A 25,418-nucleotide genomic window follows, 5' to 3' on the forward strand; every position below is an offset into this window, starting at 1 on the left:
GAACGTTTAAGTTCAAGTTGTTTTCAATACCAACAGGTGTCGGCGGAAGAAAACGTTTTGCTTAAACATCTAGTGTTTAAGACTTTAATAGTTGACGTTTTGCTGTTCAGTTTTCAAGGTTCATTTGGCGTGCCGCTCGTTTTGGCGACTTTAATATCATATCAAATTATCATCTTCATGTCAATGAAAAGTTTTAACTATTTTCATTCACTATGTTGCCATCAAAATAGCAACTTGATTAATATACCACAATTTACAGTAGAAATGCAAGTCTTTTTTGATAAAAGTAAAAGGAGCTAGAATCTCTTCTAGCTTCTTTTATTTCCTTAATCACGGTTTCGCATTTGCGGGAATAACAGTACATCACGAATTGAAGGTGAGTTTGTTAACAACATAATTAATCGATCAATCCCAATACCGAGTCCTCCTGTTGGAGGCATTCCATATTCAAGAGCCTCAATAAAGTCATCGTCCATCTCATGTGCTTCATCATTACCCGCTTCTTTTTCAACAAGTTGCGCTTCAAATCGTTCACGTTGATCAATTGGATCGTTTAATTCAGTGAAGGCGTTTGCGTGTTCACGACGCACGATAAACAACTCGAAGCGATCTGTAAAGCGACCGTCTTCCGGATTTTTCTTTGCTAGTGGGGAAATTTCCACAGGGTGACCGTAAATGAATGTAGGTTGAACTAATGACTCTTCGACTTTTTGTTCAAAGAATTCGTTTAGAATATGTCCAGCTTCCATAGAAGGTTTTACGTCTACACCGTGTTCTTTTGCAAAAGCATGTGCTTCTTCCCTTGTCACTCGTTCCCAGAAATCTACACCCGTTACTTCTTTGACCGCATCTGCCATGTGTAGTCGTTTCCATCCAGGTGATAAATCAATTTCATCTTCTCCATACATTAGTTTCGTTGTCCCAAGTACATCTAGTGCGACATGGGCAATTACTTCTTCGGTTAACTCCATGATGTCATTGTAATCTGCATATGCTTCATATAACTCAAGCATAGTGAATTCCGGATTGTGGCGTGTTGATATCCCTTCATTTCGGAATACACGTCCGATTTCATAAACTTTTTCAAGACCTCCAACGATTAATCGTTTTAAGTGTAGTTCAATTGCAATGCGCATATATAATGTCATATCTAATGCATTATGATGTGTGACAAACGGGCGGGCGGAAGCTCCACCTGCGATAGAATGCATAAGTGGAGTTTCCACTTCCAGGAATCCTTGTGCATCCAGGTAACGACGCATTGACTGAATGATCCGGCTACGTGTAATAAATGTATCTTTACTTTCTTGACTTGAAATTAAGTCTAAGTAACGTTGACGGTATCGTTGTTCAACATCTTTAAGGCCATGGAATTTTTCCGGCATTGGACGTAGTGCTTTTGTTAAAAACGTAAATTCAGTCGCTTTAACCGAGAGCTCGCCCACTTGTGTACGGAAAACGTTACCACGAACGCCGACGATATCGCCTAAGTCTGATGAAGTAAATAAGTGATAGGCTTCTTCACCAATTATATCTTTACGTACGTAAATTTGAATTTGCCCCTCAGAATCTTGAAGATGTGCGAATCCCGCTTTCCCTTTTCCGCGCTTTGTCATGATTCTTCCTGCAATTGTTACTTCTTGTAGTTCTTCATCTAATGATTCATTTGAAAACTTTTCAAATTCCCCAAGAATTCCTTTTGATAAATGTGTACGTTCAAAGCGGCTACCAAATGGATCAATACCACTTTCTTTTATTGAAGTCATCTTTTGGCGTCTCACCAAAATTTGATCATTTAACTCTTCTACTTGAGACATATTCATTTCACTCCATTTCCTTGTAATAACTCGGTTTATTCATATACAGAAAGCTAATAAAGCACGGTTAGTCCATATTCTACCTTACCTACATCTGAAGGGAACATCAATTTTTTGTAAAAATAGGTGAAAAGAAAATACTTTTCTAACTCCATCTCTAGTTATTTATAATGAACCTATTGTACACAAATTAACAACTGTCTTCACGTATAAGGTGCTTTTCCAGTAAATATATAGAAGTCACTTAACTCTGAGGGAATTCTTATATGTACAAAGGGGAGCTATCATCAAAAGTGACAGCTCCCCCCAGACCTTCTTTATATAACACTAGCTTCAAGTTCACGACCTAAAGCCATTTGCTCGTCTGCAAAGTTGTTGATGAATGTCCGTAATTCTAGTGCGGATTCTGTTTGGTTAATTAAGTTACGTGCTATTCCGTTTCCACGGATGCCTTTTAAATACCATGAAGCATGCTTACGCATTTCTCGAACAGCAATGTTTTCACCTTTCAGTGCAACTAAACGTTCAAAGTGAAGTAAACATACATCCATCTTCTCGCGAACAGATGGTTCAGGTCTTAATTCTCCAGACTCCAAGTATTCTACAGTACGGTAAATCATCCAAGGGTCACCTAAGGCGGCGCGGCCAATCATGACAGCATCAACACCTGTTTCCTCTAACATGCGCTTCGCATCTTGAGGTGTTTCTACATCACCATTGCCGATAACAGGAATATTGACGCTTTCTTTCACTTGACGAATGATATCCCAGTCAGCATGTCCTTCATACATTTGCACACGCGTACGCCCATGAACTGCTACCGCTGAACCACCAGCACGTTCAATTGCTTGCGCGTTTTCAACTGCATATAAATGATCTAAATCCCAGCCTGTACGCATTTTTACACTGACAGGTTTTTTAACGTTATCCACAACAGTCGCTACCATCTCGTAAATTTTTTCAGGATCTAGTAACAACTTTGCGCCCGCTTCACATTTAATAATCTTCGAAACGGGACATCCCATATTGATATCAATAATATCGGCATTCGTATTTTGGTCAACATATTTCGCCGCTTCAACAAGCGTATCCTTGTCGCCACCAAAAATTTGTAAAGACAACGGGTTTTCTCTCTCGTCAATGTACAACATGTTTAATGTTCTTGCGTTTTTATTCACTATTCCTTTATCACTAATCATCTCTGCATAAACAAGTCCCGCACCAAACTCTTTAACCGTCAATCGGAATGCCGAGTTACAAATACCAGCCATCGGCGCTAAAACTACTCGGTTATCCATTATGTGGTTGCCAATTTGAAACGACTTATCACTCATCTTTGTCATGATTTCCTCTCCTTTCCTTATATATAGGTTTTACCCATTAACTCTTCTACCTTTATATGAAGCACGGATGCTATTGTCTCTAATTGTTCTTGTGTCGGTACTCGAGTTCCACGCTCGATTTGACCTAATATCGATGTAGACATGCCTATTTCTTTGGACAAATCGAGTTGCTTCATCGCTTTTAATTTTCTAAATGCACGAATGCGTCGACCCCAGCGATTACTTTCCATACACGAACGCCTTCTTTCTGTACTTCTTCATACTTCCAAAAAGGGACTCCCGTTACTGGATGAATACTATCAGCCACTAATTCAAGTAAAGGTACGAGAACAAAACCTCGCTCATGCATTCGCGGATGAGGGATAGTAAGTTTACTCGACTCTATATTATCATTGTTATAGAGTAAGATGTCAAGGTCAATACATCTTGGTCCCCAACGAAATTCCCGTATTCTACCTAGGTTTTGTTCTGTTTCTAAACAAATAGTAAGTATCTCTTTCGCAGACAATTTACTTTTTATTTCTACAACCATATTTAAAAATGCCGCTTGGTCAGTATACCCAACGGGATCTGTTTCATAAATAGATGAAATTCGGGTTACTTCTAAGTCTGCCTGCTGTTGCAACATTCTTACGGCATCTTGTAACATTTCTAAACGACCACCAAGATTCGATCCTAACGATAGGTAGGCGGTATTCATGCAAACTTACCTCTCGTAATCTCGACAGCTATTGAACGATAATGACCCGGAATTGGAGGGTCTGGTTTAATTACTATAACCTTACACCCTTTAACAAGATCTTTATAAGTGGATAGAATCTCAGTTGCAATTCGTTCTGCAACAGTCTCCACCAACTTCGCTGGTTCACCTTCAACAATTTTTTGACATATGAAAAACGCCTCTGCATAGTTAACGGTTTTCTCTAAATCGTCTGTTTGACCAGCTTCTTGTAAATCCACAGCAAGCGATAGTGTGACACGGAATCGTTGACCAAGTTTTGTTTCTTCAGGAAACACACCATGATTCCCCCAGAATTCCATTTCGTTTACATGAATATAATCCATTCCCCTTGCCCCCTTAACGTTCTATATATTTCTTTTTACTCGTAAGTACGTCCATCATGCGGACAGTGCGGACAATTTCTTTCACATCATGTACTCTCATCATATGACACCCCTGCATGATGCCGAAAGAAACTGTTGCAGCAGTTCCTTCTAAGCGTTGTGAGACAGGAAGGTCTAATACTTTACCCACAATTGACTTGCGCGATGTTCCAAGTAACACAGGATAGCCCATCTCCACGAGGTCTGATAAATGTTGCATCATTAAAATATTATGATGGATGGTTTTACCAAATCCAATGCCAGGGTCTAACCAGATATGATGATTTGGTACTCCTGCATCTTTCGCGATTTGCACACTTTCTTCTAAATCCCTACGGACATCTAGCCAGAAATCTGTGTACTTCGTTTCTTTCTTGTTATGCATCAGTAAAATAGGTACGCCAAGTCTTGCAGCTACTTCGGCTATGGCAGGTTCTCGTCTTGCTCCCCATACATCATTAATAATATGTGCACCAGCCCGTATTGACGCCTCCGCCACTTTAGCTTTATAGGTATCAATTGAAATAGCTACATCTAACTCGCGTGATAATGCTTCTATGATAGGTATGACACGGGATAATTCTTCCTCCAGACCCACTGCAGCATGACCAGGACGAGTTGATTCTCCCCCTACATCAATTATTCTTGCACCGTCTGCAACCATTTTCTTCGCATGAATGACGGCAGATTCAACAACGTTAAATTTTCCCCCATCTGAGAAAGAGTCTGGTGTGACATTTAATATTCCCATGACAATTGTTTCATTATGAAAATCAAATACCTTTCCATTCACTTCAAATGGTTTTGTATAGTTTTTTAAATTCACTTCTGTCGCTCCCTGCCCGCCTGCTCAACGTAAAGTTCGTGTAATTGCTGATAGATCAATCCAGCTTTCCCTTGAAAATGAGTTGATTCAACCTGACTAATTGGAACCAACTCTTGTACGGCATTTGTTACAAATACTTCGTCAGCAGCTTCTAACACGTCTTGTGTAAATAAACCTTCTACTACCTTAATGCCGAATACATTAGCTTTTTTGATGACCCAGTCGCGTGTAATTCCAGCTAATATTCCCGCGTCTAGTGATGGTGTATAAAGTACACCTTTGTTGGTCCAAAAAACATTTGATGTAATACCTTCGGCCACATGTCCCTCTTTTGTCAAAAAGAATCCTTCTTGCTCGGCAAGTGAAGACAATTCTAAACGTGCATGTACATTGTTTGCATAGTGATGTGATTTGTGACGGTTTTCACTCTCCGGTGTATTACGCCGAGTTTTTAACCACATCGCGGTTTTTTCTTTACCTCGTATGATGAATGGCAAGTCTTTTCGAAACAAGATGATGGTAGGATTTTCGTATACAGTTGGCGCTAAACCAATATCATGGACACCCGCCGAAATATTTAACCGAAAATAACCATCTCCTCCACCGCTTAGCTTAGTTAATTCACATATAAGTGGGTATAACGTATTCGTATTTAATTGGTGATCAATCCGAAATTCATCTAGTGCATTTTGCATTCGAAGAACATGGTCTTCGAGCAAGAAAGGGTGCCCCTCATACGTACGAAAAGTTTCAAAAAAGCCTAACCCATATAAAAAACCGTGATCAAAAGGAGAAATACGTAGCTCTTCTGCTTTTATAAACTCTCCGTTCATCCAAGCCCACACTATACTTCCTGCTTCTTTGCCATGTGGCAATAAGTATCAATGAAATTGCGAATCAACTGTTTTCCTTGTTCTGTCAGAATCGATTCTGGGTGGTATTGAACACCTTCAATTGGGAGCTCACGATGACGAAGCCCCATAATCTCACCTGCTGCAGTCCACGAAGTTACTTCTAAACAATCAGGAAGAGATTCCTTCTCAACAATTAAAGAATGATATCGAGTTGCTAGAAATGGATTTGGCATTCCAGTGTTTACTCCTTTGCCATCATGATGAACCGGCGATGTTTTCCCATGCATTAAACGCTCAGCACGAACGACATTACCACCGAATGCTTGTCCAATTGATTGATGACCAAGACAAACACCAAAAATTGGAATCAGTCCAGCAAAGTGAGTTACAACCTCTAGGCTAATACCCGCTTCATTTGGCGTACATGGCCCAGGAGAGATAATAATCATTTCTGGATTTAACGACTCAATTTCTTTCATCGTTAGTTCATCATTTCGTTTAACCACTAACTCTTCGCCTAGTTCACCAAAATATTGAACTAAATTATAAGTAAATGAATCGTAGTTATCAATCATTAAAATCATGTTTGGTCACACCCTCTGCCATTGCTTTTGCTTGCCAAAGCGCTTTTGCTTTGTTTAACGATTCGGTGTACTCATTTGCGGGATCTGAATCAATAACGATACCCGCTCCAGCTTGTATATGTGCTATTCCATTTTGCACATATGCTGTACGAATAACGATGTTGAATTCCAAATCACCCGTAAAACCAAGCCACCCGATAGAGCCTGTATATAAACCACGTCTTACTGGTTCAAGTTCTTCAATAATTTCCATTGTCCTAATTTTGGGTGCTCCTGTGATGGTCCCGCCCGGAAACGTAGCGCGAATGACGTCCGTATTTGAAGTGTTTTTAGCAAGTATTCCTCGAACGTTCGATACAATATGCATCACATGCGAATATTTTTCGATAACCATGAACTCATTCACTTCAACAGAACCATACTTAGATACACGGCCTAGATCATTGCGCTCTAAATCAACCAACATGACATGTTCAGCACGTTCTTTTTCATTATCGATTAATTCTTTCGCAAGTAGCGCATCTTCTTCTTCATTGTTTCCACGAGGACGTGTACCGGCAATTGGACGAGTTGATAATTCATCACCCTTTTTCTTTACTAACAATTCGGGAGACCCTGATACAACTGCAAAATCAGGTGATTGAATATACGCCATGTAAGGTGAAGGGTTAAATGAACGCAACGCTTCATAGTACGTGACTGGTGAAACTGATAGCGCTTTCGATTGCCGCACCGATAAGTTCACTTGGAACACATCACCTTGACTAATATATGTTTGAACTTGTCTTACAGCATCTTCGAATGTTGGACCCGTCATTGAGACTTGTATTTCTATGTCATCTTCAAGTACCTCTGTTGCATCACCTGAAGAAAATAGTCTTGACTCTAAACCTAACTTAGCAGCTTGTTGCCACTTTTCACATTCTGCTTCCAAATTAACATCAACTGTCGAAGTGTGCATGATATGCACACTTTCGTTTTCTATATCTAAAACTGCCCAATGATCAAGCAAGTAAAAAAATAAATCCGGAATATGTAGATCGTCTTCCGTATTATTTGGAAGTGATTCAATTTGGCGTACATAGTCGTAAGTAATAAATCCAGCCGCTCCACCTTGGAAATCGGGTAAATTGGAGATATGTGCGAATTGATACTCCGCTACTAATTCTTCGACTAATTGTAATGATTCTCCGTGTCTTTCTTCTACTTTCCCATTGCGCCACTTGATACGTAATCCTTCTTCAATCGATTCTATAATAGCCAACGGATTCCAAGAAGCTACGCTAAATTGACCCCCACGACCACTTTCCATCAAGATGTGATGAGATTCAACACGTGTTAACTCTTTATACGCATAATAAAATTCATCTTTATTCAATGAAGTTTTAATGGTATGCAATTGAACATCATGCACGTTCGGTTTCCCCCTGAAAAAACAGTATTGCCTTTATCTTATCGTGAATGACTAGTTAAACGCCACTACAAAAACACAGCTAACACCAATAAAGGCGCTAGCTGTGTTTTTTCTTGTACGTTTATCGCAATATCTACTATTTATTTTCGTCAAACTGGTATAGAGGTGTACTTAAATAACGTTCTCCATTTGAAGGAAGAATAGCTAAAACTTTTTTACCCTTACCTAGTCTGCGCGCCACTTCTAACGCTGCATATAAAGCTGCGCCTGATGAAACGCCACCTAAAATTCCTTCTTCACGAGCTGCTCTACGTGCTGTTTCATATGCATCTTCGTTTGAAACTTGAATGACGCTATCGTAAATATCAGTATTTAACACTGCAGGCACAAAACCTGCGCCAATTCCTTGAATTTTATGAGGTCCTGGTTGTCCACCTGATAAAACTGCCGAATCTTTAGGTTCAACTGCTACAATTTCAATGCCCGGGAAGTTGTTTTTCAATACTTCACCTGCACCAGTAATCGTACCGCCCGTACCAATTCCGGAAATGAAAGCATCTAGTTGATCCATAGCTTCTACAATTTCTGGACCTGTTGTTAAGCGATGTACTTCTGGATTTGATAGATTATTGAATTGTTGGGGCATAAACCAACCTTTTTCTTCTGCTAGTTCAGTTGCTTTTGCAATTGCACCTTTCATTCCATCCGGGCCTGGAGTTAACACCAAGTCCGCACCGTATGCTCGCAACAAATTACGTCGCTCCATACTCATCGTTTCAGGCATAACCAGTACAGTTTTATACCCTTTAGCCGCTGCGATCATTGCAAGACCGATTCCAGTGTTACCACTTGTCGGCTCAATAATCGTGTCCCCTTGTTTTAACTTCCCGTCTCGCTCACCCGCTTCTATCATCGAAAGAGCAATACGGTCTTTTACACTACTGCTTGGGTTAAAGAATTCTAACTTTAAATAAACCTCTGCATCTTCAGGCCCTGTTAAACGGTTCAATTTCACAATCGGTGTTTTCCCTACTAAATCCGCGACTGAATTACCTATACGTGTCATTTCCTCACTCCTAATCCCTAGTAGTTTAATTGGTTTTGTTATCTTAATCCTACCAATAGTTGTGACTTTTCGCAAATAAAAAGCAGCTCCTAAATGATTCATAGAAACTACTTGAGTATATTGTTATAATACGTAACTTTACGCATTTTATGTCTAGTTCTGGAAATCTAGCAATCTGGTTGTACAATAATTGACGTTGGTGAAAGAAAATCCCCCTCCCTTTAAAGGGAGACGAGGAGGATCTTCACTAACGTCATTTTTTATAAATATATTGGATAATGTAGGTTTCCGTTCCAAGCGGACGCTTTCCGCGGGCACGGCTTCAGCCGCTTCCCTCGCTGCGCTCAGTCCAGGGTCTTCAGCTCGCGCTGTTCCCGCTGGAGTCGCCGCTTTCCACTTCAATCAGCTGGAGGGTCTGGGTAAGAAAAATTCCCTTTATATATAAAGAAAACAAGTGAAATTCCCTGTAGAATCAAAGTCGACCAAAACCATCATTCAGGAGGAAATTCACTTGTCGTGTTCTAATAATAATAAAACTTTGCTTGATATTAAAGACCCAAACATTATTTTTGATGAAGATTGTGTAAAAGAAGGAACCTATAAAGGCAAACGGTGTAAATATATTTTCGGAAAGTTAACCTATACTCCCACACATTGTGTGAAATGCGGTGTAAAAAACATCGACTTTACAGTCTATAAAAACGGGACACAATTATCAAGAATTACCTTACCCATTACGGGTATAAATCCAACTTACATACTTCTACAGAAACAACGTTTCATGTGCCAAGCCTGTCAAAGTAGTTTTACCGCTAAAACACCGATTGTTCAACGGAATTGTTTTATCTCACAAAATGTAAAAGCACAAGTCATATTAAAGTCTGCTGAAGCACAGTTGCTTAGGTCTATCGCGAGGGATTGTTCAGTATCACCCGCAACCGTTCATCGGCAAATTAATCAAGCCGTAAAACAATTTATCCCACACTACAAGGCACTACCTAAGCACCTTTCTTTTGATGAGTTCAAATACGCAAAAGGTGAAATGGCCTTCGAATATATAAATGCGGAATCAGGCGACATATTGAATATCCTAGATAGACGAGATAATCTTACGATTAAGAATCACTTTATTGTGAACTACAGTTTGACTGACCGTCAACATGTGGAAACCGTAACAATTGATATGAATGCGGGTTATGTAAGTGTGTTTCCACGGGCGAAAATTATCATTGACCGATTCCATCTGGTTCAACTGATTAATCGCTCTATGAATAAATGTCGTATTCAGGTCATGAATCAGCTAAGAATGTCCAATGGGGACGATATGAAGAAATACCGTCGCCTTAAGCGTTATTGGAAGCTATTATTAAAAAAACGTTCAGATCTATCCAGCGTAGAATATAAGTATTATCCATTGTTTGGCCAACGTACAGGGCAAAGTATTGTAGATGAAATGTTACATTATGATCCTGTACTAAAAGCAAACTATGAACTTTATTAAGAATTAATGGAATCCATGGCAAATAAGGACTTCGAAGCACTATCGTCCTGTTTAACAAATGCGGTTCCATCTGCAATTTCAAATTATATGAGAATAAGTTTAAAAACGTTGAGAAAACATCTTCCATTTATAGAAAACAGTTTTATTTCCCCCTACAATAACGGAAGAATTGAAGGGAACAACAATAAGATCAAGGTATTGAATCGTGTCGCCTATGGATATAGAAAATTCCAGAACTATAGAAAACGGATTCTGTTACACTTCAAGTTAAAACCATCGGTTAAAACAGCAGGAACAAGGACAATCCCATTTTGACGCTGCGTAACATTTATGAGAATTTAATAGGCTTGAAAGTCTTTTGTCTATTTTTATGTAATTCATAAGTGCAATACTAGTTGTTTGTAGTGCAAGATGGCGACTCCAGCGGGAACAGCGCGAGCTGAAGACCCCACAGGAGCGTGCTTTTCGCGACGAGGAGGCTGAAGCCGTGCCCGCGGAAAGCGTCCATTTGGAACGGAAAACAACGGGATACATGGAAGGTATATGAAAAAGGACTATCCTAAAAAATCAGCTTTACTGACTTCTTGGATAGCCCGACAATAACTAAGTTATGGTTGGCTACTATTCTTCACCAACGTCATTTGACAAAGAACCAGCATTCTTTAGTTTCTATCGCCAGCTAACACTTCCACTTCGGCCACCACAAAGTGGGTCATGAAAGCGTAGCTAAGAGGAACGAGCGGGAACAAGGCGGTTTCAAATTCATTATTTGACCTTTAGGAATTATTCCCCATAAAACCATTTAGTATTAAACTCTCTCCAGAATGCTTCTGGCGAAACAGATTGGGGTAATTGCTCCAATGCCAATTCTCGCTTAATGTGGTCTTTTATATTTTCATAAGAGAATGTTTGTGCCTTTGCAATATCTTGAACAAAAACAACACCATATCTACCATTTGCAAGTGAAACAGCATCACTCCATTGATTCACTTCTAGTTTACTTGCTGCGGTTACAACCGCAGGGTCTATGTTCTCTTGACCCTCCGATATAAATCCAATATCTCCACCAAGACTTCCTGAAGATATATCTACAGAAAGTTCACGAGCTAATACATCAAATGACGATCCATTATCTAATTCCTTAACTGCATCTTGTGCGTCTGATTCTGACTGCAAGACTATCAAACTAGCTCGAAAAGTAGTAGGGACATTATAAAGCGATTGATTTTCATTATAGAATGTTTGGACTTTCTCATCTTCTATCACAACATCTTTTGTTAAGACTTTATCCAAAATAAGTTGTGAACGTAATTTCTGACGTGTTATCTCTTGGTTAAGCGACTGGACATTTGTAATCGCGCCATCTTGAGCAGAACGTATTAAAGCTAACTCTAAATCTATTTCTTTATCTGTTACTTCAATATCGTATTCTTGCGCTGCCGTATCCATAACTTTTGCATTAACTAGTTCTAACAATGTAGCTTTTCCATACTGCTCTTCCATAGCGACCATCCAGTCTTCACGGGTAATACTAACCCCTTCAACTGACGCCACTTCTTCACCACTGCCAGTCGGTCCGTTTGGAATCACCCAAGCGATGAACCATAATAAATTTCCCAATAGCAATAGTGCTAAGAGAATAAGGATTGGCTTTGTTTTCAATCTCCTCTTTGTGGGTCGACCATCTAGTGGCCGACCTCCTCCGTTATGATTTGATTTCATCAATTATAGATTCCAATTCTTCTTGCGAATAGTCATACATTTCCATACAAAAATGACATTGAGCTTCCGCTTTACCATCTTCTTCAATCATTTCTTGAATTTCAGCTTCACCTAATCCCATAATCGCAGCACCGAAACGTTCTTTTGAACAATTACAATCAAACGTTACGGGCATTCGATCTAGAATTTGAACGTTTTCAATCCCTAATATCTCTTGCAATAATTCTTCAGGCGTTAAACCTCTGGCGATTAATTTAGAAACTGGCTCCATGAAACTTAGTTTTTGTTCGATAATCGAAATCGTTGCATCTTCAATTCCTGGCATTAATTGGATAATAAATCCACCAGCCGCTAAAATTGTATTATCCGGATTAACTAGAACTCCTAAACCTACAGAAGTAGGGATTTGTTCTGAAGCCGCAAAATAATACGTGAAGTCTTCGCCTAATTCACCTGAAACAATAGGTACTGATCCTGTAAAGAAATCGCGCATCCCAAGATCCTTAACAACCGTTAATAAGCCTTCTGTCCCAACCGCACGACGTACATCTAACTTTCCGTGTTCATTCAGATCAAAGTGAGTTTGGGGTTTTGAAACGTATCCGCGCACTTCGCCCTTTGAATTGCTATCGACAATAATAGGTCCAATTGGTCCGTTTCCTTCAACTTTAACCGTAATCTTGTCTTCTCCTTTTAGCATAGCACCCATCATGACACCTGCAGTCATCGAGCGACCTAGAGCAGCTGATGCAGTTGGCCAAGTCTCATGGCGTTGTTGCGCTTCTCCAACTGTTTCCGTTGTACAAACAGAATATGCGCGTACTTTTCCTTCAAACGCAAGGGCTCTTACTAAGTAATCATTCATTGTTACCCCTCTTTTCTTATTGATTGAGTTCGTATATTATGTACAATCCTTTTAAAGTTAGGTATGGATCTATTGAATCAATCATTGTTGTTTCTGCTGCAATTAAACTTGCCATTCCTCCTGTTGCAATGACAGTGGGCTTCCTATTACTTTGCGCCTTCATACGTGAAACAATACCTTCAACTTGACCAACATATCCAAAAACAATACCTGCCTGCATCGCTGAAACCGTATTTCTCCCAATCACATTTTCAGGTTTGGTTAGTTCAATACGTGGCAATTTGGATGCTTTTGCAAATAGCGCTTCGATAGAAATACCAATACCGGGCGCTATTGCACCACCCATGTATTCCCCATTTTCATTTATGTAGCAATACGTTGTGGCCGTTCCAAAATCAACAATAATTAAAGGAGTTCCATACTCTTCTATAGCCGCCACCGCATTAACGATACGGTCCGCTCCTACTTCACGAGGGTTTTCATATTTAATATTTAAGCCCGTTTTCACTCCTGGACCTACAACGAGAGGTTTAAGGCCAAAATACTTTTGACACATACGTTCTAACGCAAACATAATGGGTGGAACAACTGACGAAATAGCAATCCCTTTAATTTGGCTAAAATCAATCTCTGCATGGTTAAACAAAGACTTTACTTGCATGCCATACTCATCTTCTGTTTTATAACGATCGGTTTCCATGCGCCAATGATGAATAAGTTTATCGTTGTGATAAACACCAAGGACAATATTCGTATTTCCTATATCCAAAACAAGTATCATAGTTGTACCTCGCAAATTTAATTTTTTTCTACTATATTGGAGTATTCTTGTGTTCACCAACTCAACCAAGTGAACTTTATACCTCTAAAATTTCATATTTGCTGTCAAGCTAACTTGTACTATTTCAAAAGTCATCATACCATATTTAGTGGATAAAAAAACTGATTGACTTCCACTGTGGGAGTCAATCAGTTTTCATAGTTTATTTATTATTTTCGATTTTCGTTGATGTCACCTGTGGGTTTACCTGTCGTTTCTTCCTCAGGTAAATCACTAATTGATGGATCGTTAGGAGCTCCTGTAACATCTGGAGTTACTTCGTCAACCTTTTCCGTATCTGCATCAATTTTCTTTTCTGGAGTTGCTTCAATTGAAGCAACCGGACGAACTGGTAAAGTACCATGTTCTTTCAGGTGCATAATTTGTCCAGCATCCAACGTTTCCACTTCAAGAAGTGTTTTAGCAATAAGCTCAAGTAACTCTACTTTTTCCGTCAAAATTTCTTTTGTACGGGCATATTGTTCCTTAATCATACGCTGCATTTCTTGGTCAATTTCATATGCTATCGCATCAGAATAATTTTGTTCAGAATTAAAGTCACGACCTAAGAAAACATTTCCGCCTTGAGCTGTACCAAACTGCAACGGTCCAAGTTTATCACTCATACCGTATTCAGTTACCATACTTCTAGCAATGCTCGTTGCACGTTGGAAATCATTATGTGCACCCGTTGATACTTCACCGAAGACGACATCTTCAGCCACGCGTCCACCAAGTAAACCAGAAATTTTATCTAATAGTTCTGGTTTAGTCATGAAGTAACGATCTTCTTTAGGTAACATAACGGCATAACCGCCAGCTTGACCACGAGGAACAATGGTTACTTTATGAACAATCTCTGCATCATCTAAAGTTAAACCAATTACGACGTGCCCAGCTTCGTGGTAGGCAACAATTTTACGTTCTTTAGCAGAAATTACTTTGCCTGTTTTAGCAGGCCCTGCAATAACACGGTCAGTCGCTTCATCAATATCAAGCATATCAATTTTTGTCTTATTACGACGAGCAGCTACTAAAGCCGCTTCGTTTAGCAGGTTTTCCAAATCAGCACCAGAGAACCCTGGCGTTCTTTGTGCAACTGCTTTTAGATCCACATGCTCATCTAAAGGTTTGTTACGTGCATGTACTCTTAGGACTTCCTCACGACCTTTAACATCTGGGCGTCCCACCGAAATTTGACGGTCAAAACGTCCTGGACGAAGAAGTGCTGGATCTAGAATATCTGGACGATTCGTTGCAGCGATGATAATGATACCTTCGTTTGGACCGAAACCATCCATTTCAACTAGTAACTGATTTAACGTTTGTTCACGCTCATCGTTACCGCCACCAAGACCTGCTCCTCGTTGACGACCAACAGCATCAATTTCATCGATAAAGATAATACATGGTGCATTTTTCTTGGCGTTCCCGAAAAGGTCACGCACACGAGATGCACCGACACCAACAAACATTTCAACAAAGTCAGATCCACTAATAGAGAAGAAAGGTACACCAGCCTCTCCTGCTACTGCACGAGCAAGCAAGGTCTTACCAGTTCCCGGAGGACCTACGAGCAGAATCCCTTTAGGAATACGAGCACCTATAGCTTCAAACTTACGAGGGTCTTTCAAGAATTCAACTACTTCGATAAGTTCTTGTTTCTCTTCGTCAGCACCAGCTACATCATTAAAACTAACTTTTTTCTTTTCTGTGTCATATAATTTCGCTTTACTTTTCCCGAAATTCATCACTCGATTTCCGCCGCCACCCTGAGACTGGTTCAATAAGAAGAAGAACAGGATGAAGATGATGATGAATGGAATTAAGCCAGTAAAGAATTGCACCCAGCCGCTTGTTTCAGGTGCTTTTAAAATTTTGATATCCGTCGTTTGTATAGCGTTGTCGATTTTTGCTTGAAGATCCTGGTTATTGGGAGGAATAATTGTGACGAATTCTTCGTCTTCTTTATAATCATTCATTTTACCTCTAACTTCAAAAACTCCTGCATCCGGCTGTATAGTGAGTTCACTTACATTCCCACCTTCTAAAGCCGTAATAAACTCGCCATAATTGACATCTTTGGTTGGTTCTTGCCCGCTATTAAACGTTCCAAAAATCCCTATTATTACGAGGAAAATTAATAAATAAAATATGGTGTATCGAAATATTCGATTCATCCCGAACCTCCTCCAAAATATACAGAAAAACTATAGGTAAGCTTATCATAAGCATAAAAAAGGGTACAATAATAAGCCTTGCCTTTTAAACCTCAATATTTAATTTATTAAAAATAGAATTCTATATACTATTTATTAAAACGAGTAAACTTCTTTCTTCAAAACACCTACATACGGTAAGTTACGATATTTTTCCATGTAATCTAATCCATACCCTACTACGAACGCATCCGGTACTTTAAAGCCAATATAGTCAACATATAAATCTACCTTACGACCAGTGGGCTTATCGAGAAGTGTAACTACTTTAACTGATTTTGCTTTACGATATTTAAAAAGATCAACTAAATAGCTGAGCGTTAACCCACTATCAATTATATCTTCTATAATTAGTACGTCACGACCTTCAACACTTGTATTCAAATCTTTCACAATTTTCACTTCACCTGAAGAAAATGTGGCATTCCCATAACTTGATACGTCCATGAAATCCATTTCCATATAAACGTCCATTCGTTTCATAAGGTCAGCCATAAATGGCATTGCTCCTTTAAGTACACCAATTGCAAGAGGAAACTTGTCTTTATAATCAGCAGTTAGGACTTCTCCTAATTCAAGAATTTTTGCTTGTATTTGATCTTCAGAAATTAATACTTCTTGAATATCTTTTTCTAACATATCGGTTCCTCCTCGAACTTAGTAGCTCTCTTCTTCAATCCTCAACTTATGTGTCCAACCAGCGTGTGGCTCTTTGGTAAATCGTGCACCTAAACGAACACCTGGAACACCAATAATATCTCCTTGTTGTGTCTCAAGCAATGAAATTGATTCGCGAGAATGTCTAGGAATTTTTTCGTCAATCATTAAACGGGACAATCGTTTTGACTCTTTCATCCCTTTTAACAACAATCGGTCATCCCGTTGTCTTCCTCGCATACGAATAGGTAGTTCACTTGGTTCTAGTGTTACATACCATCCGTCATCAAGACAAAGCATATCATCTCGATTACACAATATTATCCGTAAAGAGTTCACAGATGTCCACTCCCCGGCAACAAGAATCGTTAACGCGCTAATAGATGATTCAATTGACTCAAAAGAAAAAAGCATCGTCGAGTAGTGGCGGAGCACTTTTCTTCCTTTTGGAAGATGAATCTCCCTTGATCCATCACTTTCGAGACACTGATTATGGATTTGTTCAATGAGTGAATGACTCAACCATAAACTTTTATTAGGATATATATAGTTTAATAGTAGTAGAATGACCCTTTTTTGTAAAGCAAACTCAATGTCTTGAAATAATTGTATGTCAATAGAAATGGAACGAAAGGTAGATGATATGATTATTTTTTCATATTCTTTCACAGCTAGTTTTTCCAACAATTGCTCATCTTGTTGCTGGTTCTGTGTCCAATGGGTAATCACCTCAGCAACATTTGGGTTTTCTTCCCGGACTAGAGGTACGATAGAATGGCGAAAACGATTACGTGTATATGTATCTTTTTTATTACTTGAATCTTCACGATATGTAAAGTTCTCTTTGTCCAAATAATTTTCAATTTGTTTTCGTGTTACTGATAGTAAAGGACGAATTAGCTCACCGGTCCCAAAGTGACGTTTTGAATACATTCCGTTTGTTCTAGTCCCTCTAGTTAAACCCATAAATACCGATTCAACTTGATCATCTGCGTGATGCGCTACAGCAAGTTTATTGTATCCCTGTTCTTTCATCACTTGTTCAAAGAAATAATAACGCTCTCGACGACATATATCCTGTAAATTCCCATTCTCATGTTGAACGATATCTTGTATTGGTAGAGTTTTACTATAAAAAGGAATGTCCAAATTGTGGCATGCCATTTTCACAAAACGTTCATCTTCTTCTGACTCTTCACCTCTTAAACCGTGATTTGCATGTATACAACCAATTCCAATCCCTAAAAAATCTTTTTCCTGGTTTAAAAAAACGAGGAGCGCAATTGAATCAGCCCCTCCGGAACATGCGACAAGAAGTAGATCTCCATCTCTTATCAATTGGTATTTTTGATTATATAACATAATCTGATTACGAAAATTCAACTTCTTGTCACCTCTTTTCTTTATTCTATTTTACCATTCTTTCCCGGGAAATATTTCGATAAGATGGAGAAAATAGTGACCATTCTGGAACAGCGTGTTTCATTTTGACAACAATTAACGTTCGGTCATCTTCAGTAGCGGGATATTTACGGTTAAATTCTGCCACTAGTAAATCAGCTAGTGACCCCGTTGGTGATGATTCATGCTTCTTCATTAATCGGATAAGCTCGTTCTCCTGTTCTTCTAGGGAGTAATCTGGAGAAAACATCCCGTCTGACAGCATCACTAATATATCTCCATCTTTTACTATACGTTCTTCTGCGTCGACTGACATGGTTGGTAAGAAACCAATAGGTAAGCTTTGACTATCAATCCTTACACACGTTTTCCCTCTGAGTAAATACGTAGACATACTTCCTGCTTTAAAGGACCATAATTTACCTTGCTGTAAATCCAGTAATGCTAAATCCACTGTTGCATACAAATCCGAATGATGCTTGAGTGACATTACGTAATGTAAGGTATGCAATGCTGTTTCTGGATTCATTTGATGTTGTAGGCATTCACGTAACAAACGAATAACTTTTCTGCTTTCATGGTATGCTTCCATATTTTGACCCATTCCATCAGATAACACAAATGCAACTAATCCTTTGTGCAAAGGAATGACGCTATGTGTATCACCAGAATAAACAGTATTTTGAGATGATCTAGTAAACACCGAGTATTCATACTTGAACCTTACTGCAGATATAAAGGTAATTTGAATATGAGTAAATGGGTCTTGTATTTCAGAAGTACGACTAATTTCGAATGGTTCATCATATAATTCGTGAAGTATAGGAATGATAAGTCTCTCTCCTATCATTTGATTGGTTTCCCATTCTGCTTGTTTTACAGGTAAACAAAATACTATTTTTCTCTCTCCTGGTTCTTCAGAAAGCATATCAATTTGAAAGTGAGCTATTTTTGCATCATCTAGACGTTTAGAAATTTTCTCTTCTTCCGACTCGTGATTAGTTTCATTAAACTGTAGATCAGCCATTAAATCACTTACATGCTGACTCATGTCACGTAATTGATAAGCAAGCATTTTTTTACCGTGTGCGTAATGTCCAGCTAGTTTATTGTTTGCATACTCTTCTTCAAGTGCATCAATGAATCCACTCGAACGTACACATTTTTCTTGAATTCGATCATTTAAACGATAACGTACACCAGACTTTGTATGACCACGATTCTCTTTCCAATCCTCGACCACCGGGTACATCCCTTGACCAACGACACCCCAACATTTCTCTTGTCGAAAACAGGTTCCGCATACAGAATATTCTGGTGCTTGAGTAGTTGAAGCAATTTCTTTTTGAGTTGGGAAGCGATCGTTAACCAGTTGTGTAATAAATTCAACGAATTGTTGGAAATCGTATAATTGAGTATTTACTTTGTCTGTTAGCCATTGCTCCCTTTTGAAAAGTACTGATGACGCCTTTGGAAACAATTGATTCTGAACATAGTTTATCCAAGAAATAGGTAATATAAAATAAATCATTATCGCACTCGAGAGTGAAGCAAAATAAACTTTATCTAAAGGCAAAGTCGCGTCATATACAGTGAAGAATAGTGCAGCTGCAAGAGAACCAGTAGCAATCCATACACGACCTTTATTTTGAAACAACCCTGCACATAATCCCGACAAGGCATAAACCGCAATCATGCCGCTATATGATAGTTGAGATAGGCTAAGAATTGTTCCCATTATTGTGGCAACAGCAGTTCCTACAAAAATCCCTCCAACACTTACCCCACCAAGAAGGACAATATGAACTAGCACGAGTGGAATTGAAATGACACCAAATAACAACCCGCTCATTCCCGTTAATATTAAAGCACCTACTATCACAGCTGCACCTATTCGTTCAAATGTCCATTTCGCTGTATTTAATGAATGTAAAGGTGTAAATAATTGAAATAAAAAGACTGTCATAACTGCAGATAAAATACCTTCATACAGTATCATTAAAGCTACTGATAACGGGATATCTCCGCTATACGAAACCCCTTGCCACCCAACCTGTACAAGCAATATTACCAAGGCTACTTGAAATGGGATGAATTTCTTGTTTTTCACAACACGACTTACCACTTCATAGCAACCGACTAGCAAAACATGTAAAATGGTTTGTCCAATTCCAAGGGTCAAGCTTCCGCTGAGACCTCCAATCCAAACAAAAGGTAAATACCGAGGATACCGCCTTGCAACAACAGCCCAAATAGGCAGAAAAAACGGAACGACCGCTTCAAATAACACAGCCTTCGATAAGAAGAATGCAAAAAACAAAATAAATATGGATAATATGATTTTCAGTTTCTTCTTTTTAACTACTGGTATCCAACTGTTCCAAATAGTCATTTTCTTTATACCATCAGTTGATAACGACTTCATGAAACCAATCCCTTCCTTACGATGGTTCCCATTATATGAGAAGATTCGTTTAAAGTTTGTCTTTTCATGACAGGATGAAAAAAAACATTTCGACGAAATATCAGAAGAAACGGGATAAGTTTTGTAAAAGACTTCTTGACAGTATTATATATAGGATTGTATTATTATAAATGTCTTAAAAACGGCGGCCTAGCTCAGCTGGCTAGAGCGTACGGTTCATACCCGTGAGGTCGGGGGTTCGATCCCCTCGGCCGCCATTTATTACTAGAATTATAGTGTTGAAACAAAATTAGGATTTCAAAATGTATGTCGAGAGGCAGTGCATTTTGACGATAATAACTTGTCATAAAACTCATATTACATCCTGGCCCCTTGGTCAAGCGGTTAAGACACCGCCCTTTCACGGCGGTAACACGGGTTCGAATCCCGTAGGGGTCATTAAAAAATCTACAAGAGACGTTTGTCTTTTGTAGATTTTTTTGTTTTTAATACCTCAAATTACAATTCAATTTAATTAACCACTCTAACTAGCTCAATTTGCCGTATATGATGCTGATCGCGTTCAGAGAAGTTTATAAAAAATTTCCTAATCGACAAAGCTTGTTTTCTAACACAAAATTCCTTGTCCCATTCGTCCTCTTCTATTTCTTCAAGTTTTAACGTAATGCGTTGCCGTTCCCTTTTTGCATAAGCAATCGTTTCTTCGAATGTTTAGCCGCAAGTGTTGCAGCTCGTTCATCTAACTTCTTAATAATGGAAACGGTTCAAGTTCAGCATTTTCTTTCATCATGGGTAGGCGATGTTCAAAAATAAAACGATTCCATTCGGCGACCATTTTCCAGGTGCGTAAGGACTCATACTTTGCTTTAATGATAAATCTCGCAAGATTCTAACCATGTCTGATCTATTTCTCTTTTTATATTGAGATACCCTTTTACTAATTTCCTTTCCTTCTTCACTACTTTTTCCGTATTTGATAATTGAGCTTCTTCGACCTTGGATTATCAACTTTGGAACTATGCAGTTAACATCCCCAAAACTTAGATTTCTAAGTTTTGGGGGTGTTAATTAATTCATATATTTTAAATATTCTCTTCTAAAAACACAAAAAACATCTCTGCATGTCAGCAGAGATGCTATACAAAGACACTTTTTCTACAATCAAAACAGCCAGCAAATTATCCTCGTTTTGCGCCACGACCACCACGCTTCGATTCTGTTGCACGTTTCAAAGTAGTCAAACGATCTTCACTATCTTTTAAGAAACGCGCCATTTTTTGCTCGAAATTCTCTTTAAATGGACGGTCTCGATCGTTTTGACGATTATTCGGGCGTGGACGTTGAGGACGTTCTGGTCGCTCAACTTGTGGCTTGGCTTTCCGAATGGATAGGCCGATTTTTCCATCAGCTTCGACATTCATCACTTTTACTTCAACCATATCTCCGACTTTCAAATGCTCGTTGATATCTTTCACATAGTTGTCAGCGACTTCACTGATATGAACAAGACCTGTAGAGCCACCTGGAAGTTCGACGAATGCTCCGAAATTTGTGATTCCTGTTACTTTACCTTCTACCTTGCTGCCTACTTCAATTGACATAAAAAAAATGCTCCTCCTTAAAAATTAAACCGGCTTCTTTGAAGCCTTGTAATCGTATTAGCAGACTCAAAATTAAAAGTCTTCACTTTTAATTATAACCAACAAAAAAAGAGTGTCAATAAGACTACTCTTTTGAGTTGTTGTTTTTGTCACTTTTTTCGGGAATAGCAAAAATAATTTCCCCTTTATCGGAAAGAAAGTATTCTTTTCTAGCAAGCTTCGCAATATATTCATCATCATTTAATTTAAGAATTTGTGAATTTAACATTTCTTGTTCATATCTAACTTCTTCTAATATTTGTAGTGTTTCTTCTTTTTTCTCTTCTTTTGCAGCGAGTGCTTGTGTTTGGTTAAACAAGGTAATCGTTAACCATCCCATAACGACAACAACAATGACAGCAAAAGCAGACAAACGTCTAATTAGACGAACTTTATGTGCTTTTTGACGTTTCTCTTTTCTTTCAACTGACCGAACGTAATCTTTATTAATGGATGAGATGTTTCGGTCCTCTTCGTTATTATGATTATTTACGCCCAAGTAGTTCACCCCTAATTATATACCAGTCACAATTTATTTGTTATTATAACTGATAATTCAAGTTTTTTTAAGGGACCTTAGGTTCATTTTTTTACTTAATTTTATAAATGGCCAAAATATTAGCGTTAGTAGGTTAATGAAGATACGAACTATACGGTGAATGATTTTCGTAATTAATTGGAGTATCCACCAAATAGGCTGAATGACTAGGCGTACAAACACGCGTCGCCCTATTAACATCGGTTTTCGAAACCATAATTCATAGCTGATGATTCCAACAATTTGAGCGGCTGGATCATATATTCTCCAAGAGCCATCTCTTAAATAAAATAATAAGTAGAAACTCGCAATTCCGAGTACCAACCATAATAAAATTTCAAAAAATCCTTGGTAACGTCTGAGTAATGCACCTGGACGGAAAGTTTGGCAACTGTCACGAAAGCTTTCAACTAAAAAACCTGTGGCCACGCCACTTGCAATCATGGCCAGCAGACTTAAAAATTGATAAGAAATTGTCATCCAAACAATTTATTCAAGAAGTTACGGTTTGGTTCACGTTCTTCTTCATCATATTCGAATGAACGCACATTACCTTCAAGTGTTAGTAACCCTTTGTCCACATCTAAATGAACTATGCGCAATTCGTCACCCTTAATACTTAAATGTCCTTGCGATGTTCGGACTGCGAACTCTTCTTTGTCAAAACGCTCAATAGATTTTACGGATGTTAAGTCCATACGCTTGCGATTACGTAAACTAACGACGTGATCTCCTGATGGAATCGAGATGGATGCATGTTCAGCTTGATATTGCATAAAATTCCTCCTTTACTTGTCCAGTCCATTAACTATATGCGGACAAGTAAAAAAGTAGACCACTTTACCTTAGCCTAATTTAATCTTCATCATCGACAAACTCAGGATCCACTTTTTCGAGTCTCTCTTCTTTTAAAATGGTAAACATCATTGTTGATTGTTCCTTTTTCACTGCTTCTTTTAGCATTTCAATTCGTGCTGTTACAACTTTTTGACCAAAGCGAATGCCTAGTTCATCGCCTACTTTAATCACTGAGCTTGCTTTGCTCACTTTTCCATTAACCGTAATACGCCCTTGATCTGCTACTTCTTTTGCAAGTGTACGTCGTTTAATCAAACGAGAAACTTTTAAAAATTTATCTAATCTCATTTTATTCCCCACCTTTTCGATTCTTAGCTTGTTGCCAAAATACTTCGAGTTCATCTAATGTATATGCACTAAATTTACCTTTATCTTGATTTACTTTATCTTCCACATAGTCGAATCTGTTTCTGAATTTTCGATTGGCATGCATCATCGCTTCTTCAGGCGATAGACCGTAGAAACGGGCGACATTAATAATGGTAAAAAGTACATCTCCTAATTCGTCAAGTTGTGATCCGGCTGACCCTACTTTAATTTCTTGTTTAAACTCTAGCCATTCCTCTTCAAACTTCAACCATACACCTTCCGGATCCTGCCAATCAAATCCTACTTTACTCGCTGCTTTTTGATAATTAAAAGATGTTAATAGTGATGAATCTGAACGCTCTAGCCCATCTAAAACTCGCTGTGTTTGCTGACCTTTTTCAGCCAACTTCAACTGTTGCCAATTTTGCAATACGTCTTCTGAACTTTCAACTTGTACATTTCCAAAGACATGCGGATGTCTGTGAATCATTTTAGACGAAACACTTTCAAGAACATCTTCTAAACTAAAGTATCCATTATCTTCCCCAATCTGGGCATGTAAAAACACTTGAAGCAAAACGTCCCCTAGTTCTTCAATCATTCCATCATCATCTTGATCATTTACAGCTTGTAAAAATTCATGAACTTCTTCTATTAAATATTTTTTTAATGTCTCATGTGTTTGTTCACGATCCCACGGACAGCCATCAGGCGCACGGAGCTTTGTAATAATTTCTCTGAATGTTGACCACTCTTTAATACGCTCTTCACGGCTAGTAACCGGAGGAACATAGATTGTCGTTAAATTATTTAATTCTGTAGCACGATCGAGTTCGTATAAAGGAACAACTCTCAGCACTTCTTTGCTAGTACCAGCAGCTGTTACTATGGTTACTGGATAATCTTCTGGATATTTTTCCATTAACGTTAACTTCACTTCAGAAGCACTAAATGCATCATATACTTGGGCAATTAATACGTGTTGTGACATTTGTACATCGTCTCGTTTAAACACCGTCCCATCCAATAATTGGAAGCCTTCAATTGGATCAATACGCAATGCATTAAATATTGGATCTAAAAAGCTTTGACCACCAACAATTTCAAGTTGGATGCGGCCCTCTTTTTCAGCATCTACTAACCATTGAACGGTTTGTTCTGCAACTAAGGGATGTCCGGGAACCGCATAATGCACATTGTTAGATTGTGCTAATGTGATTAATGTTTCTACAATCTCTTTATAGACAGTTTGGAATTCATCATGTTTTTCATAAATGGCATCGAAACTCTCATAGGAAATCCCTTCATTTAGTAATTCTTTAAGTACTGGATGTTCAGCGGTTCGCACATAAAGTCGTTGTGCTTTTAATAACTTTTTATATACACCCAGTGGTAATTGTTCTAAATCTCCTGCTCCTAAGCCAATCACTGTAATCGTATTCACAATTGTCACCA

23 protein-coding genes, 2 tRNA genes and 1 pseudogene are annotated in these 25,418 nt (G+C 38.6%); 3 read left to right on the forward strand and 23 right to left on the reverse strand.

Annotated elements, in window-relative coordinates; genetic code table 11:
* Window positions 1-326 precede the first annotated feature (326 nt).
* From lysS to cysK, 10 genes are all read right to left on the reverse strand, one after another.
* Window positions 327-1,817, reverse strand: coding sequence for a lysine--tRNA ligase (gene lysS / locus B371_RS0115975; protein WP_019415315.1), 1,491 nt, complete (start codon window positions 1,815-1,817; stop codon window positions 327-329).
* Window positions 1,818-2,134: 317 nt separating this feature from the next.
* Window positions 2,135-3,160, reverse strand: a complete 1,026-nt coding sequence (gene dusB / locus B371_RS0115980; RefSeq protein ID WP_019415316.1) for a tRNA dihydrouridine synthase DusB — start codon at window positions 3,158-3,160, stop codon at window positions 2,135-2,137.
* 17 nt (window positions 3,161-3,177) lie between these two features.
* Window positions 3,178-3,390, reverse strand: coding sequence for a helix-turn-helix domain-containing protein (locus B371_RS0115985; RefSeq protein ID WP_019415317.1), 213 nt, complete (start codon window positions 3,388-3,390; stop codon window positions 3,178-3,180).
* The gene (gene folK / locus B371_RS0115990; RefSeq protein ID WP_019415318.1) at window positions 3,342-3,860 is read right to left on the reverse strand and encodes a 2-amino-4-hydroxy-6-hydroxymethyldihydropteridine diphosphokinase; all 519 of its coding nucleotides are present in this window, start codon (window positions 3,858-3,860) and stop codon (window positions 3,342-3,344) included. Before folK ends, B371_RS0115985 begins: the two co-directional genes overlap by 49 nt.
* Complete coding sequence (gene folB, locus B371_RS0115995; protein ID WP_019415319.1) at window positions 3,857-4,225, reverse strand: dihydroneopterin aldolase; 369 nt, start codon at window positions 4,223-4,225, stop codon at window positions 3,857-3,859. The genes folK and folB overlap by 4 nt, the downstream gene beginning before the upstream one ends.
* A gap of 13 nt (window positions 4,226-4,238) precedes the next feature.
* Window positions 4,239-5,090 carry a dihydropteroate synthase gene (gene folP, locus B371_RS0116000; RefSeq protein WP_019415320.1) on the reverse strand — a complete coding sequence of 284 codons (852 nt, stop codon included), beginning with the start codon at window positions 5,088-5,090 and terminating at the stop codon, window positions 4,239-4,241.
* Entirely contained in the window at window positions 5,087-5,935 is an 849-nt protein-coding gene (pabC, locus tag B371_RS0116005) for an aminodeoxychorismate lyase (protein ID WP_019415321.1), read from the reverse strand. Before pabC ends, folP begins: the two co-directional genes overlap by 4 nt.
* Complete coding sequence (gene pabA / locus B371_RS0116010; protein WP_019415322.1) at window positions 5,935-6,528, reverse strand: aminodeoxychorismate/anthranilate synthase component II; 594 nt, start codon at window positions 6,526-6,528, stop codon at window positions 5,935-5,937. Before pabA ends, pabC begins: the two co-directional genes overlap by 1 nt.
* Complete coding sequence (locus B371_RS0116015) at window positions 6,512-7,942, reverse strand: anthranilate synthase component I family protein (RefSeq protein ID WP_019415323.1); 1,431 nt, start codon at window positions 7,940-7,942, stop codon at window positions 6,512-6,514. The genes pabA and B371_RS0116015 overlap by 17 nt, the downstream gene beginning before the upstream one ends.
* Window positions 7,943-8,078: 136 nt before the next feature.
* Window positions 8,079-9,008 carry a cysteine synthase A gene (gene cysK / locus B371_RS0116020; protein ID WP_019415324.1) on the reverse strand — a complete coding sequence of 310 codons (930 nt, stop codon included), beginning with the start codon at window positions 9,006-9,008 and terminating at the stop codon, window positions 8,079-8,081.
* Between the two features lie 538 nt (window positions 9,009-9,546).
* Between cysK and B371_RS21960 the strand changes: the two are divergent.
* A pseudogene (locus B371_RS21960) lies at window positions 9,547-10,824 on the forward strand (ISL3 family transposase).
* A 468-nt stretch (window positions 10,825-11,292) separates the two neighbouring features.
* On the opposite strand, the gene B371_RS0116035 reads toward B371_RS21960, so the two are convergent.
* The 7 genes from B371_RS0116035 to B371_RS0116065 form a co-directional block, all read right to left on the reverse strand.
* Window positions 11,293-12,231 (reverse strand): peptidyl-prolyl cis-trans isomerase, encoded by a 939-nt coding sequence (locus tag B371_RS0116035; RefSeq protein ID WP_019415327.1) that lies wholly within the window; start codon window positions 12,229-12,231, stop codon window positions 11,293-11,295.
* Window positions 12,215-13,096: an Hsp33 family molecular chaperone HslO gene (gene hslO, locus B371_RS0116040; protein ID WP_019415328.1), complete on the reverse strand. Its 882-nt coding sequence runs from the start codon at window positions 13,094-13,096 to the stop codon at window positions 12,215-12,217. Before hslO ends, B371_RS0116035 begins: the two co-directional genes overlap by 17 nt.
* A 16-nt stretch (window positions 13,097-13,112) precedes the next feature.
* On the reverse strand, window positions 13,113-13,877 hold the full coding sequence (locus tag B371_RS0116045; protein ID WP_019415329.1) for a type III pantothenate kinase: 765 nt from the start codon (window positions 13,875-13,877) through the stop codon (window positions 13,113-13,115).
* A gap of 209 nt (window positions 13,878-14,086) precedes the next feature.
* Complete coding sequence (ftsH, locus tag B371_RS0116050; RefSeq protein WP_019415330.1) at window positions 14,087-16,096, reverse strand: ATP-dependent zinc metalloprotease FtsH; 2,010 nt, start codon at window positions 16,094-16,096, stop codon at window positions 14,087-14,089.
* 135 nt (window positions 16,097-16,231) lie between these two features.
* A complete protein-coding gene (gene hpt / locus B371_RS0116055) occupies window positions 16,232-16,774 on the reverse strand; it encodes a hypoxanthine phosphoribosyltransferase (protein ID WP_019415331.1) in 543 nt (180 codons plus the stop codon).
* Between the two features lie 18 nt (window positions 16,775-16,792).
* Complete coding sequence (tilS, locus tag B371_RS0116060; RefSeq protein WP_019415332.1) at window positions 16,793-18,175, reverse strand: tRNA lysidine(34) synthetase TilS; 1,383 nt, start codon at window positions 18,173-18,175, stop codon at window positions 16,793-16,795.
* Window positions 18,176-18,200: 25 nt separating this feature from the next.
* Complete coding sequence (locus tag B371_RS0116065; protein WP_019415333.1) at window positions 18,201-20,618, reverse strand: SpoIIE family protein phosphatase; 2,418 nt, start codon at window positions 20,616-20,618, stop codon at window positions 18,201-18,203.
* Between the two features lie 183 nt (window positions 20,619-20,801).
* Here B371_RS0116065 and B371_RS0116070 point away from each other — a divergent pair.
* Together B371_RS0116070 and B371_RS0116075 are read left to right on the forward strand one after the other, a co-directional pair.
* Window positions 20,802-20,875, forward strand: a tRNA-Met gene (locus tag B371_RS0116070).
* Between the two features lie 109 nt (window positions 20,876-20,984).
* Window positions 20,985-21,056: transfer RNA gene (locus B371_RS0116075), tRNA-Glu, on the forward strand.
* A 740-nt stretch (window positions 21,057-21,796) separates the two neighbouring features.
* On the opposite strand, the gene B371_RS0116080 is transcribed toward B371_RS0116075, so the two are convergent.
* The 6 genes from B371_RS0116080 to mazG form a co-directional block, all read right to left on the reverse strand.
* A complete protein-coding gene (locus tag B371_RS0116080; protein ID WP_019415334.1) occupies window positions 21,797-22,219 on the reverse strand; it encodes a S1 domain-containing RNA-binding protein in 423 nt (140 codons plus the stop codon).
* A 124-nt stretch (window positions 22,220-22,343) separates the two neighbouring features.
* The gene (locus B371_RS0116085) at window positions 22,344-22,766 is read right to left on the reverse strand and encodes a septum formation initiator family protein (protein ID WP_369751120.1); all 423 of its coding nucleotides are present in this window, start codon (window positions 22,764-22,766) and stop codon (window positions 22,344-22,346) included.
* Between the two features lie 48 nt (window positions 22,767-22,814).
* A complete protein-coding gene (gene yabQ / locus B371_RS0116090; protein WP_237721549.1) occupies window positions 22,815-23,276 on the reverse strand; it encodes a spore cortex biosynthesis protein YabQ in 462 nt (153 codons plus the stop codon).
* Complete coding sequence (gene yabP / locus B371_RS0116095; RefSeq protein ID WP_019415337.1) at window positions 23,273-23,572, reverse strand: sporulation protein YabP; 300 nt, start codon at window positions 23,570-23,572, stop codon at window positions 23,273-23,275. Before yabP ends, yabQ begins: the two co-directional genes overlap by 4 nt.
* 79 nt (window positions 23,573-23,651) lie before the next feature.
* On the reverse strand, window positions 23,652-23,942 hold the full coding sequence (locus B371_RS0116100) for an RNA-binding S4 domain-containing protein (protein WP_019415338.1): 291 nt from the start codon (window positions 23,940-23,942) through the stop codon (window positions 23,652-23,654).
* Window position 23,943: 1 nt separating this feature from the next.
* Complete coding sequence (mazG, locus tag B371_RS0116105) at window positions 23,944-25,407, reverse strand: nucleoside triphosphate pyrophosphohydrolase (protein ID WP_019415339.1); 1,464 nt, start codon at window positions 25,405-25,407, stop codon at window positions 23,944-23,946.
* Between the last annotated feature and the right edge of the window lie 11 nt (window positions 25,408-25,418).

The sequence above is a fragment of the Paenisporosarcina sp. TG20 genome, from assembly GCF_000286315.1.
GTDB lineage: Bacteria > Bacillota > Bacilli > Bacillales_A > Planococcaceae > Paenisporosarcina.